This is a genomic window from Methylobacterium sp. PvR107 (assembly GCF_017833295.1).
In the GTDB taxonomy this organism is placed as follows: Bacteria; Pseudomonadota; Alphaproteobacteria; order Rhizobiales; family Beijerinckiaceae; genus Methylobacterium.
In genome coordinates this window covers 636,318-651,280 of sequence record NZ_JAFIBW010000001.1, presented here as the reverse complement: position 1 = coordinate 651,280, position 14,963 = coordinate 636,318, and the positions used below count along the sequence as shown (strand labels likewise).

General features: G+C 72.5%; 17 protein-coding genes. 7 read left to right on the top strand and 10 right to left on the bottom strand.

Annotated elements, in window-relative coordinates; genetic code table 11:
• The first annotated feature begins 163 nt into the window (after nt 1–163).
• Nucleotides 164–1,156, top strand: coding sequence for a catalase family peroxidase (locus JOE48_RS02865; RefSeq protein WP_210027181.1), 993 nt, complete (start codon nt 164–166; stop codon nt 1,154–1,156).
• 80 nt (nt 1,157–1,236) lie between these two features.
• Here JOE48_RS02865 and JOE48_RS02860 read toward each other — a convergent pair whose 3' ends face one another.
• Both JOE48_RS02860 and JOE48_RS02855 read right to left on the bottom strand, forming a co-directional pair.
• Nucleotides 1,237–1,491 (bottom strand): hypothetical protein, encoded by a 255-nt coding sequence (locus JOE48_RS02860; protein WP_210027179.1) that lies wholly within the window; start codon nt 1,489–1,491, stop codon nt 1,237–1,239.
• 90 nt (nt 1,492–1,581) lie between these two features.
• The gene (locus JOE48_RS02855) at nt 1,582–2,160 is read right to left on the bottom strand and encodes a thermonuclease family protein (RefSeq protein ID WP_210027176.1); all 579 of its coding nucleotides are present in this window, start codon (nt 2,158–2,160) and stop codon (nt 1,582–1,584) included.
• A gap of 113 nt (nt 2,161–2,273) precedes the next feature.
• On the opposite strand from JOE48_RS02855, the gene JOE48_RS02850 reads away from it, so the two are divergent.
• The 3 genes from JOE48_RS02850 to JOE48_RS02840 are packed head-to-tail and all read left to right on the top strand — an operon-like array spanning nt 2,274 to nt 4,660.
• On the top strand, nt 2,274–2,591 hold the full coding sequence (locus tag JOE48_RS02850) for a PepSY domain-containing protein (protein ID WP_210027174.1): 318 nt from the start codon (nt 2,274–2,276) through the stop codon (nt 2,589–2,591).
• Nucleotides 2,592–2,606: 15 nt separating this feature from the next.
• Nucleotides 2,607–3,275, top strand: coding sequence for a response regulator transcription factor (locus tag JOE48_RS02845; protein ID WP_210027159.1), 669 nt, complete (start codon nt 2,607–2,609; stop codon nt 3,273–3,275).
• Entirely contained in the window at nt 3,272–4,660 is a 1,389-nt protein-coding gene (locus JOE48_RS02840) for an ATP-binding protein (protein ID WP_210027157.1), read from the top strand. The genes JOE48_RS02845 and JOE48_RS02840 overlap by 4 nt, the downstream gene beginning before the upstream one ends.
• Nucleotides 4,661–4,928: 268 nt before the next feature.
• Here JOE48_RS02840 and cysC read toward each other — a convergent pair whose 3' ends face one another.
• The 7 genes from cysC to JOE48_RS02805 all read right to left on the bottom strand — a co-directional run bounded on the left by cysC (nt 4,929) and on the right by JOE48_RS02805 (nt 10,244).
• Nucleotides 4,929–5,576, bottom strand: a complete 648-nt coding sequence (gene cysC, locus JOE48_RS02835) for an adenylyl-sulfate kinase (RefSeq protein ID WP_210027155.1) — start codon at nt 5,574–5,576, stop codon at nt 4,929–4,931.
• Between the two features lie 82 nt (nt 5,577–5,658).
• Nucleotides 5,659–6,780 (bottom strand): hypothetical protein, encoded by a 1,122-nt coding sequence (locus JOE48_RS02830; RefSeq protein ID WP_312893049.1) that lies wholly within the window; start codon nt 6,778–6,780, stop codon nt 5,659–5,661.
• Between the two features lie 522 nt (nt 6,781–7,302).
• Nucleotides 7,303–8,013: a methionine biosynthesis protein MetW gene (metW, locus tag JOE48_RS02825; protein ID WP_210027153.1), complete on the bottom strand. Its 711-nt coding sequence runs from the start codon at nt 8,011–8,013 to the stop codon at nt 7,303–7,305.
• A complete protein-coding gene (locus JOE48_RS02820; protein WP_210027150.1) occupies nt 8,013–9,218 on the bottom strand; it encodes a homoserine O-acetyltransferase in 1,206 nt (401 codons plus the stop codon). Before JOE48_RS02820 ends, metW begins: the two co-directional genes overlap by 1 nt.
• Before the next feature lie 150 nt (nt 9,219–9,368).
• A complete protein-coding gene (locus JOE48_RS02815; protein WP_210027148.1) occupies nt 9,369–9,548 on the bottom strand; it encodes a hypothetical protein in 180 nt (59 codons plus the stop codon).
• 94 nt (nt 9,549–9,642) lie between these two features.
• Nucleotides 9,643–9,810, bottom strand: coding sequence for a hypothetical protein (locus tag JOE48_RS02810; protein ID WP_210027140.1), 168 nt, complete (start codon nt 9,808–9,810; stop codon nt 9,643–9,645).
• A gap of 140 nt (nt 9,811–9,950) precedes the next feature.
• Nucleotides 9,951–10,244 carry a hypothetical protein gene (locus JOE48_RS02805; RefSeq protein WP_210027138.1) on the bottom strand — a complete coding sequence of 98 codons (294 nt, stop codon included), beginning with the start codon at nt 10,242–10,244 and terminating at the stop codon, nt 9,951–9,953.
• 228 nt (nt 10,245–10,472) lie between these two features.
• Between JOE48_RS02805 and JOE48_RS02795 the strand changes: the two genes are divergently transcribed.
• Nucleotides 10,473–11,588 (top strand): pyridoxal phosphate-dependent aminotransferase, encoded by a 1,116-nt coding sequence (locus tag JOE48_RS02795; RefSeq protein ID WP_210027136.1) that lies wholly within the window; start codon nt 10,473–10,475, stop codon nt 11,586–11,588.
• The gene (locus JOE48_RS02790) at nt 11,581–12,525 is read left to right on the top strand and encodes a prephenate/arogenate dehydrogenase family protein (protein ID WP_210027134.1); all 945 of its coding nucleotides are present in this window, start codon (nt 11,581–11,583) and stop codon (nt 12,523–12,525) included. The genes JOE48_RS02795 and JOE48_RS02790 overlap by 8 nt, the downstream gene beginning before the upstream one ends.
• Nucleotides 12,526–12,753: 228 nt before the next feature.
• Here the strand turns inward: JOE48_RS02790 and msrA are convergent, their stop codons facing one another.
• Nucleotides 12,754–13,482: a peptide-methionine (S)-S-oxide reductase MsrA gene (msrA, locus tag JOE48_RS02785; RefSeq protein WP_210035527.1), complete on the bottom strand. Its 729-nt coding sequence runs from the start codon at nt 13,480–13,482 to the stop codon at nt 12,754–12,756.
• Between the two features lie 163 nt (nt 13,483–13,645).
• Between msrA and trpB the strand changes: the two genes are divergently transcribed.
• A complete protein-coding gene (trpB, locus tag JOE48_RS02780; protein WP_210027132.1) occupies nt 13,646–14,887 on the top strand; it encodes a tryptophan synthase subunit beta in 1,242 nt (413 codons plus the stop codon).
• The last annotated feature ends 76 nt before the right edge of the window (nt 14,888–14,963 follow it).

The window sequence follows — 14,963 nt, the reverse complement described above, 5'->3', positions numbered from 1 at the left end:
GCCGGCGGAAGGCCCGACGAAACATCTGCGCCTCTCGGCTTTCCCCGCCTCCCAGACTTCAGCGGCATAGCTTTTGGTTGTGCCTCCACCGCTTGGCTCCCTAGAAGATGGGCCGGTCCGCATTGACCGGCTCACGAGAGCCCGCGCTGCCGAGAGGTTCCCCATGCTGCGTTCGAGATCGGGTTTCGCCCTCCTGCTGATGCTGAGCACCGCGCTCGCGGCCGCCGCCCCGGCCCTGGCCCAGGAGGCCTCCACCGCCGAGCAGACGATCGACGTGATGAACACGCTGTTCGGTAAGCATCCGGGCGCCCGGGCCAACCACGCCAAGGGCGTGGTCGCCGAGGGCAGCTTCACCCCGTCTGCGGAGGCGGCCAAGCTCAGCAAGGCCTCTCTGTTCAAGGGGCCGGCGGTGCCGGTGACGATCCGGTTCTCGGACGCCACCGGCGTCCCGACCATTCCGGACGGCGTCGCCGACGCCAACCCGCACGGCCTGTCGCTCAAGTTCAAGCTGAGCGACGGCTCGGAGATGGACGTCGTGACCAACGCGCTGAAATACTTCCCCGTCGCCACAGGCGAGGAATTCCGCGACCTCCTGAAGGCCGCCGCCGAGAGCGGCCCGAACGCGGCCCATCCGACCGCGCTGGAGCGCTTCGCCGCCGCCCATCCGGCCGCAGCGACCGCGGGGGAGACCGCCAAAACCCCGTCGAGCCTCGCCCGGCAGACCTATAACGGCGTCAACGCCTTCATCCTCGTCGATGCCGCCGGCAAGCGGCAGCCGTTCCGGTTCCGCTTCGTGCCGGTGGAGGGCGAGGAGATCCTCGCCCCCGAGGACGCGGCCAAGCGCGACCCGAACTTCCTGATGGCCGAGATCGGCCCGCGGGTCGCCAAGAATCCGGCAAAGTTCAGGATGCTGGCCCAGCTCGCCGAGCCGGGCGACCCGACCAACGACGCCACCAAGCCCTGGCCCGACGACCGCAAGACCGTCGATCTCGGCACCGTGACGGTGAGCAAGGTCGTGTCCGACAGCGCCGAGGCCGAGAAGGCGCTGCTGTTCATGCCCAACAACCTGACCGACGGGATCGAGGTCTCGGACGATCCGCTGATCGATGCCCGCGTCCAGGCCTACGCGGTCTCGTTCAGCCGCCGCTCGCAGTAGCGCGGTCCGGCCGGACGGAAGCTCCAGGTCTCGCCCTCATCCTGAGGTCCAGGGGGAGATATGCTCCGGAACGGAGCAGATTAGCGGCCCGTCCCGGCCTTCGGGGCGGACGGCGCCTTCGCGCCGCCCGGCTGCCCCTTGCTCTCGACCGAGCCCGTGCGGGCGCCGTCCTGGGTGGAGCCGGTGCCGCTGAGGCCACCGGCGCCCATGCTGGTCGAGGACGCGCCGGCACCCTGGCGTCCCTCGGCCCTGCCCTGGCCTTCGGCGGCACCCACGGCACCCGCCGCACAGGTGAGCAGGGCCGCGAGCAGGATCGTACGGCTCAGGATCCTCATGGGGCCTCCGCGATTTCTCGAGCGCCCCGGGCGGGGTTGCGAGTCCAACCGGGCGCGCCCGGCAGCGTTCCCGCGCGGATGGCCGGCCTGTCACCCGGCGGCGCCGAGCGCGGCGGCGGCGCGCCGTCCCCGCCGCTCCGCAGGATCCTGGAACACCCCCGACCACAGGCCGAGGCGGCGCCCCCAGGCCCGGTCCGCCGCCGCCCCATAGTCCGGCGCGAGATCCCGATCGGGCAGGGCGAGGCCCTGCGCCACCATCCAGGCCCCGAGATCCGCCTCGCCGACCCGGCAGAGCGCCGCGCCGGCCTCGCCCCGCGTCTCGCAGGCGACGGCCGCCCCGCCGATCCGGTCGGCGAGCGCACGGGCGGCGTCCCGGCCGCACGGGTAGGGCCGATCCTGGGCATCCGAACAGGTCGCGTCGCCCGCCGGCGCGGCGATCCCGAACAGGCTGAGCTGCCGCGCGCCGAGGCGGAGGGTTCCGCCGTCGATCACCTGGGCGGGGCCGCGCAGGATCTCGCCGGCCCGGGCGGGGCCGTGCCAGGCGAGGCCACCCGCCAGGAGGGCGGCCAGGAGCGGCAGGCGCGAGCGGCCGGCCTTGTCGTCCGGGCAGAGGAGGGTGCCTGCGAGGCCGGCCGCGCAGGCGAGGAGGATACCGACGAACAGCGACATGGTCTCAGGTCTCCAGACGGGCTATGGCCGCCCTTGTGCCGAAGCCCCGCCCCGCGACCCTGACGCCGCCTGTCAGCGTCCCGTCAGGCGGCGCGGCCTAAGCCTGTGCCCGCATGAGCCCGTCCCGCCGCCTCTTCCGCCCTATCCTGGCCCTCGGCCTGCTGGCCGCCCTCGCGGGCGGGCCCGCGCACGCCTCCGAGGATGCCGACCGCGCCCGCCGCGCCCTGGAGCGGGGCGAGATCCGTCCCCTCGACGCTGTGCTGGCGGCGGCCCGTGCGGCCGTTCCGGGCGATGTCGTGTCGGTCGATCTCAAGCACGACGACGGGCACTGGCTGTACAAGCTGCGCATCCTCGGGGCCGACGAGAAGCGCCGGACCGTGAAGGTCGATGCCGGCAGCCTCAAGATCCTGGACGAGGACGACGATGATTGAAGCGCGGGACCGGCCGTGCGCGTCCTGATCGTCGAGGACGAGCCGCGCATCGCCGCCGATCTCCGGCAGGGACTGGAGATGGCCGGCTACGTCGCCGACGTCGTGGCGGACGGCGAGGGGGCGTGGTTCCGGGCCGAGACCGAGCCTTACGACGCCATGGTGCTGGATCTCGGCCTGCCGCGGCTCGACGGGCTCGGCGTGCTGCGCCGCCTGCGCGCCGCCGAGGTGACGCTGCCGGTCCTGATCCTCACCGCCCGCGACGGCTGGCGCGAGCGCGTCGAGGGCATCGATGCCGGCGCCGACGACTACCTCGCCAAGCCGTTCCGGATGGAGGAGCTGGTCGCGCGTCTGCGGGCGATCCTGCGGCGCACCGCCGGGCACGCCTCGCCGGTCCTCCGGGCCGGCACCGTGGAGCTCGACACCCGCACCCGCGCGGTCAGCGTCGACGGAAAGCCCACGGAGCTGACCGCCCTGGAATACCGGCTCCTCGCCTTCCTGCTGCACCGGCCGGGGCAGATCGTGCCGGCGGGCGAGCTGCTCGACCACCTCCACGGGGTCGGGACCGAGCGCGAGGCCAACGCCCTGGAGGCGCTGCTGACCCGTCTGCGCCGCAAGCTCGGGCCGGGGGTCATCGAGACCCGGCGCGGCCAGGGCTACCTGATTGCCGGACCGGGCGGATCGTGAGGCGCGACTCCCTCCGCCTGCGGCTCGGCCTCGCGGCGGCCGCGCTGATCGCGCTGGCGCTGGTTCTCGCCGGGATCGGCCTCACGGTGATCCTCGACCGGGTGCTCGATGCCCGCACCGTCGAGGAGCTGGACCGGACCGCCAAGCTCATCGCCGGGCGGGTCGGCCTCGCGCCGGACGGGACGCCGACGCTCTCGCGGGACCTGCCGGACCCGCGCTTCGCCACCCCCTATGGCGGCCTGTACTGGCAAGTCGAGGCGGGATCGCACCTCCTGCGCTCGCGCTCGCTCTGGGACAAAAGCCTCGACCTGAGCCGGGCCGGGACGGGCGCGCAGGCCCCCGCCACCCTCGACACGGTCGGGCCCGATGGCGGCTGGGTCATCGCGGTGGTGCGACCGGTCCAGATCGGCGCGCAGGGCTCAGAAACCGCGCTGCGGGTCGCGGTGGCGGAGGACCGGCGCAGCCTCGCGGCGGGCCGAAACACGTTCCTGCACCTGCTGATCCCGGCCCTGATCGCCCTGTTCCTCGTCTTGACGCTGGCGATGGGCCTGTTCGTGCACCGGGCGCTCAGCCCGTTCCGGGTGCTTCAGGCGGAGCTCCTGGCGGTCCATGCCGGGCGGCGGGCACGGCTGCCGGAGCACTTCCCCGACGAGGTCCGGCCGCTGGTCGCCGACCTCAACCGGCTGCTCGATGCGCAGGAGCGAGCCCTGATCCGCGCCCGCGACGCCGCCGCCGACATGGCCCACGGCCTCAAGACCCCGCTCGCGGTGCTGGACGCCCTGGCGCGCCGGACCGGGCCGGCCGATCCGGCGCTGGCGGCCGAGATCGCCGAGCAGGCGCGGGCCATGGGCGGGCAGGCGGAGCGCGCGCTGGCACGGGCGCGGGTCGCCGCAGCGGGCGACCTGCGGCGGCGGTCCTGCCGGGTCGCCCCGGTGGCGGCGCGTCTCGTTGCAACCCTGCGGCGGCTGCCGGAGGGCGACTCCCTCGACTGGGCGCTGGCGGTGCCCGAGACCCTCGCCTATCCCGGCGAGGAGGGCGAGTTGATGGAGGTGCTGGGCAACCTCCTCGACAATGCCCGCAAGTGGGCGCACCGGCGGGTCCGGATCACCGGGACGGGCACCGGACGCCCGGGCCTCGCCGTCGAGGATGACGGCCCCGGCATGAGCGCCTCGGCCATCGCGGGGATTGGGCGCGGCCAGCGCTGGGACGAGAGCCGGCCGGGCACCGGCTTCGGCATCGCCATCGCCCGCGACGTCGCAGAGGCCGCCGGCGCCCAGCTCGATTTCGGCCGCTCGGAGATGGGGGGCCTGCGGGCAGATCTGAGCTGGCCGAGCGGGTCGCGGGGGCATCCTACGGCGCTCCCCACCCATGCCCCCTCATCGTGAGGGGCCGCACGTTTCTCCATGCGCGCCGCTGATGAGCGCGCGACCTGCCCCCTCTCCCGTTCGGGAGGGGGCTGGAGTGCGGGATGAGATCGGCCGGGATCGTGCACGCGGTCGCCGCGCGATCAGGGCGCGCCTCGTCAGAAGAAACCTGATCCCTCACCCTGTCCCCCTCCCGCACGGGAGAGGGGCCTGCGCTCGGTCCCGGATCGTCAACCCGTCCGCAGCGATCCAGGTTGCGGTCGGCGTCCGATCAGTGCGGTCGCGCCGCTCACCGCCGGCGCGGCTCTCCCGCGGCCGCCCGGCTCAGCCGGATCAGCCGCGCACTCAGGGCGCGGGCGCAGGCCGCGGTGCTGCGGCCCTCGGTGGCGATCGTCAGGTCCGGCCGCTCCGGCGCCTCGTAGGGCGCCGAGATGCCGGTGAAGTCCGGAATCCGGCCGGCGCGGGCCAGCCGGTACAGGCCCTTCGGGTCCCGGGCCTCGCACAGGCCGAGCGGCGTATCGACGAACACCTCCAGGAACGGGATGTCGCCGGCGATCCGGCGTGCGAGAGCCCGGTCGGTCCGGTAGGGCGAGATCAGCGAGACGATCACCACCGAGCCCGCCTCGGCCATCAGCCGCGCTACCTCGGCGGTGCGCCGGACGTTCTCGGCGCGGTCCTCCGGCGAGAAGGCAAGATCGGCGTTCAGCCCGTGGCGCAGGTTGTCGCCGTCGAGGACGGCGCTGTGCCGGCCGGCCGTCACGAGCGTCCGGTCGGCCGCCGCCGCGAGGGTGGATTTCCCGGCTCCCGACAGGCCGGTCAGCCACGCGATCACCGGCACCTGGCCGAGGCGCGCCCACCGCGCCTCCCGGGCCTGGAGGGGGTGCCACGTCACGGGGCCTGGAGGGAGACCGGTCAGGATTTTCTGCGAGACGTGCATTTCCACCGCCTGAGGCAGCGTCCGCGGGCGCGGCTGCCGGATTCCGGACATCGATACGGGTTCTGGGGATCGGCGCGGGCCGTCAGGGCACGCGCCAGACCGGGTAGCCGAGGGCCTCGCCGAGCCGCGCCTTGCCTTCTTCCAGGATGTGGGCCGTCCGGCGCCGCCACGCGGGCGGGGACCGGAAGGCGGCCTGCGCGGCCGCCGCCCGCACGAGCTGTTCGACCAAGGCTTCCGTCTCCGGCGGGATCGGCCCGGCGGCGAGTTCGTTCGGAGGTGCGGCGGGCGCGGGCGCGACGATCGCGTCCCAGGCCGCCCCCCAGCAGGCGGCAGCGAAGCGCGCGTTCGACGCCGCGGAGCGTGCCGCGACGCGGGCCAGACCGTCCGGTGCATCGCCGCGGAACCGCTCCGCGTCGAGCCCCCGCGCCCAGGCCCAGTCGTCGACTACATGGCCGAGCAGCCGGCGGTGCCCGGTCACCTGACGGTGCACACCGAGCCGGTACAGGCGGCGCGACGCCTCGACCGCGACGGGCCCGGAACTCCGGTTGGTGCGGTACGCGAGGTCGGCGGGTACCATCAGGGGTGCAAGGCGGCCGCCCAGGCCAAGCCCGTCGACCAGCCGCTTGAGCAACGGCGCGTCGGACCGGCGATCGCGGAACGGCACGGCCGTGACGCGCCCCGCCGAGGCGCGGCGCCAGGGTTCGAGCCGGGCCGCGTAGTCGTAGCGCCCGGACGCGCCCTCGGAGCGCAGGAAGCCGCGGAACGTGCGGCCCTCGGCGACCACCTGGGCGCGCAGGGCATAGGCCGAGGCCAGCTGCTCCCCCTGCGGCTTGACCACGAGTGCCACCTCCAGGGCGAAGCCGCGCCGCGCAAATAGATCCGCCAGGATCTCGGGAACACGCCAGAGCGGACGCTGCACGGCGAAGTCCTCGTACGAGAGCAGGACCGTATCCGCCGGCGTGGCGGTGAGTACCGCATCGAGGCGCGCGAGGGCCTCGCGCCGCTCGGCCGCGGTGCTGCGGCGGTCCAGCGCCTGGCCGAGCCGGTAGTGGTTGACGTCGTCCCCCCCCGAAGAGCCCGGCCGAGCGAGGTTCGGGTAGCAGATCCCGACCGATGCGAGTTGCGGCCGCAGCCGGGCCATCACCTCCTGGAACGAGGTCGAGCCGGTTCTCGGCATGCCGATGTGGACGATTGCGCGGCGCACGATTCCTGTCGACCTTGCTGGATTTCGTCATGGCGGCAAGTCTTCCGCCTAGACGGGCACGGTCCACGACCCCTCGTGAACGCGCACGTCTTTGGAAGACGCCAAACGAATCCGTAATCACGGTCCGATCACGGGAACGCGATCAGGAATAGCCAAGCTCCGTTTCTGATCTATTTCGGCGTGCTGAGCCCGCGCAGGCCGGACGCTCGGCCAGAGTATCCTGCGTCGATCGATCCCCGATGTCTTTCCGGGTCGCCGAGGGCGAGCCCGGACCCGAAGAGGCACGCCGGAGGCGGGCAATCCAGAGCTACCGGGGCTGCCAAAACGTGGCGCGTCGGCGTATCCGGATCCCGGGTTCCGCTGCAGGGCCCCGGGATGACGGGGTGAAGCGGCTGTGCCGCATCCACGAAGAGAAACGATTTGGGTCCTCCCCGGGGCGAGGGATGAAGTTTGCCCCGCTTGCGACCCTGTGTTCCGGACGCCGCGACACATACCGTCGCTGCGGATTCGGCGCCGCGTCCGCTAGCTCTCGACACCCTCGCGCCGGAGCAGGAACACGCCCTGCGCGCCGAACAGGTTCCAGACCCACCAGGGCATGGCGAAGCGCATCGGCCGGCCGCGGGCGTCCAGCGCCGTGGCGGTCTCGATCCGGGCGCCGATCACGCGGCAGAGGCCGACGAAGTCGCGGATCGTGCAATGGTGGATGTTGGGCGTCTCCCACCACGCGTCCGGCATGATCTCGGTGACCGGCATCCGCCCGCGGAAGGCCAGTTCCGAGCGCACCCGCCAGTGCCCGAAATTCGGGAACGAGATGATCACCTGCCGGCCGATCCGCAGCAGGTGCTCCAGCACCACCCGGGGATTGCGGGTCGCCTGGATGGTCTGGGACAGGACCACCACGTCGAAGGCGCGATCGGGATAATTGGCGAGGTCGGTGTCGGCGTCGCCCTGGATCACCGACAGGCCCCGAGCGAGGCAGGCGTTCACGCCCTCGCGGGACAATTCGATCCCGCGCCCGTCGATGCCGCGGCGGTCGCGCAGCAGCGCCAGCAGCGAGCCATCGCCGCAGCCGATGTCGAGCACCCGGGCCCCCGCCGGCACGAGGCCGAGCACGACGAGATGGTCGACCCGGGCGCCGCTGCCCTCGGCCGCGTGGGGGAGGGCATCCGCGCTCTCCCAGGGCGCCCCGTGCTGAGCCTTGCCCAGGGGCGGCTTGCCGAGCGCCGTCCGCATCACAGGCCGCGCGCCCGGGCAGCGGCGTCGATGAACCCGCGGGCCGCGGAGAACATCGCCGGCTCGTCGAGCAGGAAGGCGTCGTGGCCCTTGTCGCTCTCGACCTCCACGAAGGCCACCGGCGCCGCCGCGGCGTTCAGCGCGTGGACGATCGCCCGGGAATCCCGGGTCGGGAACAACCAGTCGGAGGTGAACGAGATCACGCAGAAGCGGGTCTTGGTGCCCCGGAAAGCGTTGGCGAGCACGCCGCCGTGGTCCTCGGCGAGGTCGAAATAATCCATCGCCCGGGTCAGGTAGAGATAGGCGTTGGCGTCGAATCGCTCGACGAAGCTCAGGCCCTGGTGGCGCAGGTAGCTCTCGATCTGGAAATCGGCGTTGAACGAGAAGGTCGGCGCCGTGCCGCCCTGGAAGCGCCGGCCGAACTTCCGGTGGAGCGCCGGCTCGGAAAGATAGGTGATGTGCGCGCCCATCCGGGCGACGCCCAAGCCCTTGGCGGGCCGCGTGCCGGCTTCGAGGTAGCGCCCGTCCGCCCAGGCAGGGTCGGCCATGATCGCCTGCCGGCCGACCTCGTGGAAGGCGATGTTCTGCGCCGAGTGGCGGGCGCCGGTGGCGATCGGCATCGCGGCGAAGACGCGCTCCGGGTAGAGCGCCGCCCATTGCAGAACCTGCATCCCGCCCATCGAGCCGCCGATACACAGGAACAGGTCCCGGATGCCGAGATGCTCCAGCAGCATCGCCTGAGCCCGGACCATGTCGCGGATCGTCACCAGCGGGAAGTTCAGCCCGTAGGGCCGCCCCGTCGCGGGATCGATCGAGGCCGGGCCGGTGGAGCCCATGCAGGAGCCGATGACGTTCGAGCAGATGACGAAGTAGCGGTCCGTGTCGATCGGCTTGCCGGGACCGACCAAGGTCTCCCACCAGCCGCCCTTGCCGGTGACCGGATGGGTATGGGCGAAATACTGGTCGCCGGTGAGCGCGTGGCAGATCAGCACCGCGTTCGAGCGCGCGGCGTTGAGCGTGCCGGCGGTCTGGTAGGCGATCTGGAACGGCGCGAGTTCAACGCCGGCATCGGTGAGCAGCGGCGTGTCCGCGGCGAAGCGCGCCACCGGGCTCTTCGGGTCGAGCGCCTGCGAGCGCTCGGAGGCGCGCCGCGACGGCTCGTCGATCGGGTCCGGCCGCAGGGCCGTGTCCGGTTGGGTGTCCATGGCGGGTCTTGACGACCGTGTATCCGTTCGGATCCGGACCGGGGGAGCACGGTGCCACCTGACGCGCCGCACTCGCCCGACGCGGCCAGCAGGCTCCGGAGGTAATGCTCCGGGCGGCGAGCGTCAACGCGGAACGCCGTCGGCCTCCACTCAGGCGAACGGCGCGGCCATCACCGCCAGGCCCAGGGCCGGCAGGCCGAGCGCCAGGGCGGCGCGGGCGTCGATCCGGTCGGCACGGGCGCCCGCACGCCAGTGCCGGCTCGCCGCGCTCTCGATGACGAGCCCGGTCAGGACGAGCGCACACCCGATCAGGGCCTGCCACGAAACCATGAATCCCTCGCCCAGCGGCCGCGCCATTCACGCCGCGCAAGACCGCGCGGCGTCCGCTACCGGCTGGGAAATCCGTCTCGTGCCCGACGGTTCCTCAGAGCATCGCCGCCGCGCAGGCGGCGAAGACCAGGGCGGCGCCCGCCGCCGTGATGCACCCGCTGGACCAGGAGGCGGCATCCACGCGGCGGAGACGGCAATCGGCGGCTACCGAGGTGAGGATCCCGATCAGGAACAGGCTGCAGGGGATCAGGTCACCGGGCATTGTCGTCCATCCAGGAGCACGCGGGGCGCGGCACGCCCGACGCCCCCTTTCTCCGGGTTCAACAGGCCGAAACATGGCGAGTGCCCCGCGGCATTTGCGCGTCGCCGTTTTGCCGCGGCGGGTGCGGATGGACCTACGCCTCAGATCTGTCCCGGAGCTGGCCGGGTGTCGAAATCCTCCGGGCCCATGTCGAGGAGATCGTTCGGCGTCGGCGTCCGGTCGTAGGCCTGGCTGGCCGCCGCCTCGATCACCGCCTGGTTGCGGGCGAAGAGATCGAGGGGCGCGAGATCGCCGCCCCCGAAATGCTGGCGCAAAACCGGGATCGGCACGTCGATCCCGATCACCCGCTCGCCGTTGGTCATGGCGAAGCGGATCAGGGTGTCGTCGGCGGCCAGGATATGGGCGCCGCCGTCCAGGTAGCGTTCGAGGGGCATGAGACCGCTCCGTGCTTCGGAAAGTGATCTCCTCAGGTAGGGCGGCGCGATCGGGCTTGTATCGATCGGGCTTGTATCGATCGGCCTTGTATCGATCGGCCTGGCACGATCGCCCCGCGTCGGGCGGAGGACCGGCGCGCCTACGGCGACCCCGGGTTCACCGGCCCGGGAAATGCTGTAGACGGACGCGGAACCCACCAAACCCCGCCGATCCCGAGTCGCCCCGCAATGTCCGCCCCCCGACCCGCCCGTCCGGAACCGCGCCCCGGCATCCTGGCGATCGACACCTACGTGCCCGGCAAGAGCAGTCGGCCCGGCGGCGGCAAGGTCTACAAGCTCTCGTCCAACGAGACCCCGCTCGGCCCCAGCCCCGCGGCGCTCGCTGCGCTCCACGCGGCCACCGCCAAGCTCGAGACCTACCCGGACGGGCGCGCCACGGTGCTGCGCACCGCCATCGCCAAGCGGTACGGGCTCGATCCCGAGCGGATCGTCTGCGGCGCGGGCTCGGACGAGCTTCTGTCGCTGCTGGCCTACGCGTATGGCGGGCCGGGCACCGAGGGGATCTACTCGGAGCACGGATTCCTCGTCTACCGGATCGCCATCCTGGCCTCGGGCGGCGAGGCGGTGGTCGCGCCCGAGCGCGACTTCACCGTGGACGTCGACGCGATCCTGGCCCGGGTCACCGACCGGACCCGGATCGTCTACGTCACGAACCCCAACAACCCGACCGGCACCTACCTGCCCTTCGACGAGATCCGCCGCCTCCACGCCGGCCTGCAGCCGCACGTGCTGCTGGTGATCGACGGCGCCTACGCGGAATACGTCCGGGCCAACGACTACTCGGCCGGGCTCGAACTCGCGCTCGAATCCGAGAACGTCGTGATGACCCGGACCTTCTCGAAGATCCACGGCCTCGCCGCCGTGCGGATCGGCTGGATGGTCGCGCCGTCACACGTGGCGGACGCGGTCAACCGGATCCGCGGCCCGTTCAACGTCTCGGGGCCGGCGATCGCCGCGGGCTCGGCGGCGATCGCCGACGAGGCGCACATGGCCGCCGCCGCCGCCCACAACGCCGAGTGGCTGCCGAAGCTCACCGAGGGCGCCCGCGCGCTCGGCCTCACGGTCACGCCGAGCGTCGCGAACTTCCTGCTGATCCACTTCCCCGACGCGCCGGGCCGCTCGGCGGAGGACGCGGACGCGTTCCTGACCGAGCGCGGCCTCATCACCCGGCGGGTCACCGCCTACGGCCTGCCCAACGCCCTGCGGGTGACGGTGGCGGGGTCTGAGGCCAACACGGCCTTCCTGGCGGCGCTCGGCGACTTCGTGCGGGGCCAGCATGGCTGAGACGCTCAAGGCCGGGACGCCCGCCGTCGGCCGCCTCGCCATCGTCGGCCTCGGGCTGATCGGCTCCTCGATCGCCCGGGCGGCCCGCCGCTACGGCCTCGCCCGCACCATCGTGGCCGTCGACCGGGACAAGGCCGTGCGCGACCGGGTCCGCGAACTCGGCATCGCCGACATGGTTACGGGCGACCCGGGCGAGGGCGCGGCCGATACGGATCTGGTGATCCTGTGCGTGCCGGTCGGCGCCATCGGCGCCGCGGCGGCCGAGATGGCGCCGTATCTGAAGCCCGGCGCGATCGTGTCGGACGTCGGCTCGGTGAAGGGCGCCGTGGTGGCGGCGATCCGCCCGCACCTGCCCGAGGGTGTGGCCCTGGTTCCCGGCCACCCGATCGCCGGAACCGAGTTTTCGGGGCCGGATGCCGGCTTCGCGACCCTGTTCCAGGGCCGCTGGTGCATCCTGACCCCGCCCGAGGGCACCGACCCGGCGGCGGTCGACACCGTCCGCGCCCTGTGGTCGGGGATGGGCGCCGATGTCGAGACGATGAGCGCCGAGCACCACGACCACGTGCTGGCCATCACCAGCCATCTGCCGCACCTGATCGCCTACAACATCGTCGGCACCGCGGCCGACCTCGAATCGGCGACGCAGTCCGAGGTGATCAAGTTTTCGGCGAGCGGCTTTCGCGATTTCACCCGCATCGCGGCGTCGGACCCGACCATGTGGCGGGACATCTTCCTCAACAACCGCGACGCGGTGCTGGAGATGCTCGGCCGGTTCAACGAGGACCTGTCGGCGCTCGCCAAGGCGGTGCGCTGGGGCGACGGCGACGCGCTGCACGCGATGTTCACCCGCACCCGGGCGATCCGGCGCAGCATCGTGGCGCAGGGCCAGGAGACCGCGGCTCCGGATTTCGGCCGGCCGCGGCCGCCGGAGGAGTAGGGGAAGGCCGCGCACGCCATCCCCTTTGGCAAACGCCCCGTCGGCCGGATAAGCCACCCCGTCTTTCCGGGCCGCCGCAGGCGAGCCCAGCCCCGACGGGATCCGCCGGGGCGGGCAATCCAGAGCCGCCGTCGGTGTAGGTTCCCGGCACGTCGGGGGTTCTGGTTTCCGGGGCTCCGCTTCGCGGCCCCGGACAGACAAATTTGCCTGGATGTCAGCCGCTCAGCCTCACGCCGGCGGGCGGTTGACCAGGACCGGCTGCGGTACGGTCCTTTCCGGGAACAGAACCCGCAGCGCCTCGAGCTTGGGCGCGTCGTTGACGGCGATGTACGGGTGGCCGGGGTGCAGGGCCATGAAGTCCTGGTGGTAGCCCTCGGCCGGGTAGAACGCGGCGCCCGGCTCGATCCGGGTGGCGACCGGCCGCGCGTAGGCCTTGGCCGCGTCGAGCTGGGCGATGTAGGCCCGGGCCACCTGCGCCTGCTCGGCATCCTGCGGGAACAGGGCCGAGCGGTACTGGCGCCCGGCATCGGGCCCCTGACGATCCACCTGGGTCGGGTCCAGCGCCACCGAGAAGAAGATCCGCAGGAGCTCGTCGTAGCGGATCAGGCCCGGGTCGTAAGTGACGGAAACGGCCTCGGCATGGCCCGTGCCGCCGCCGCTCACTGTCCGGTAATCGGCCTCTGCGCTTGTGCCGCCGGCATAGCCCGACACCGCGCTCGTCACCCCGCGGACGTGCTGGAACACCCCCTGCACGCCCCAGAAGCAGCCGCCGGCGAAGGCGGCCACGTGCGGCCCCGCCGGCTCGGCGGAGCGGGTCACGGCCTCCGGCAGGCGCCGGGGTGCCTCCTCGGCGAAGGCCGGAAGCCGGGGGAGCAGGACGGCCGCCGCGAGGCCGAGCCCGAGACCCGCCCCCAGGACCGGGCGGGAGAGGGAGCGAAACGTATCGCGCAGAGCCATGCTGACCTCCTTGCCGGCCATTTGCCGGCTCCTGGCGGATGCTGACAGCCTGTTCGCCCCGGCACCCGATCCGGTTACCCGGTCGGCAAGCCGCATTGCGGCGGCGGCCGCATGGGTCTAGGCACCCGGCAACCGATCGCCCCTCGCGCGCAGGATCCGTCCCGTGACCATCGCCCCCGAGCCCAACTCCTTCCGCACCGGCCCCGACGAGCGCGGCCGCTTCGGCATCTTCGGCGGCCGCTTCGTCGCCGAGACGCTGATGCCGCTGATCCTCGAGCTGGAGGCGGCCTACGAGACCGCCAAGACGGACCCGACCTTCCAGGCCGAGATGGAGAGCTACGGCACCCACTATATCGGCCGGCCGAGCCCGCTCTACTACGCCGAGCGCCTCACCGAGCACCTGCGCGCCAAGGCGCCGGCGGGGCAGGGGGCCAAGGTCTACTTCAAGCGCGAGGAGCTGAACCATACCGGCTCCCACAAGGTGAACAACGTGCTGGGCCAGATCCTGCTGGCCCGCCGCATGGGCAAGCCGCGGATCATCGCCGAGACCGGCGCCGGCCAGCACGGCGTCGCCACCGCGACGCTCTGCGCGCGCTTCGGCCTCAAATGCGTCGTCTACATGGGCGCGGTCGACGTCGCCCGGCAGGCGCCCAACGTCTTCCGCATGAAGATGCTCGGCGCCGAGGTGATTCCGGTGGAATCCGGCACCAAGACCCTCAAGGACGCGATGAACGAGGCGCTGCGCGACTGGGTCACCAACGTCGCCGACACGTTCTACTGCATCGGCACGGTGGCGGGCCCGCACCCGTACCCGGCCATGGTCCGCGACTTTCAGTCGGTGATCGGCCGCGAGACCCGCGAGCAGATGCTCGCCCAGGAGGGCCGGCTCCCGGATTCCCTCATCGCCTGCATCGGCGGCGGCTCGAACGCCATGGGGCTGTTCCACCCGTTCCTGGACGACCGCGAGGTCGAGATCTTCGGCGTCGAGGCCGCGGGCCACGGCGTCCAGTCCGGCCTGCATGCGGCCTCGCTCACCGGCGGTCGGCCCGGCGTGCTGCACGGCAACCGCACCTACCTGCTGATGGACGGGGACGGCCAGATCGCCGACGCGCACTCGATCTCCGCGGGCCTCGACTATCCGGGCATCGGCCCCGAGCACGCGTGGCTGCACGAGATGGGCCGGGTCACCTACCTGTCGGCGACCGATACCGAGACGCTGGAGGCGTTCAAGCTCTGCTCGATGCTGGAGGGAATCATCCCCGCCCTGGAGCCGGCCCACGCCCTGTCCAAGATCCTGGACCTCGCGCCCCAGCGCCCGGCCGAGCACCTGATGGTGCTCAACATGTCGGGCCGCGGCGACAAGGACATCCCGCAGGTGGCGGAGATCTTCGGGACGACGCTCTGAGGGCGCTGCGCCGGAGCCGCGCCGTCGCTCAAGATCACCGCGGGCGAACCCGGATCCGTGCGGCCGACCGATGATG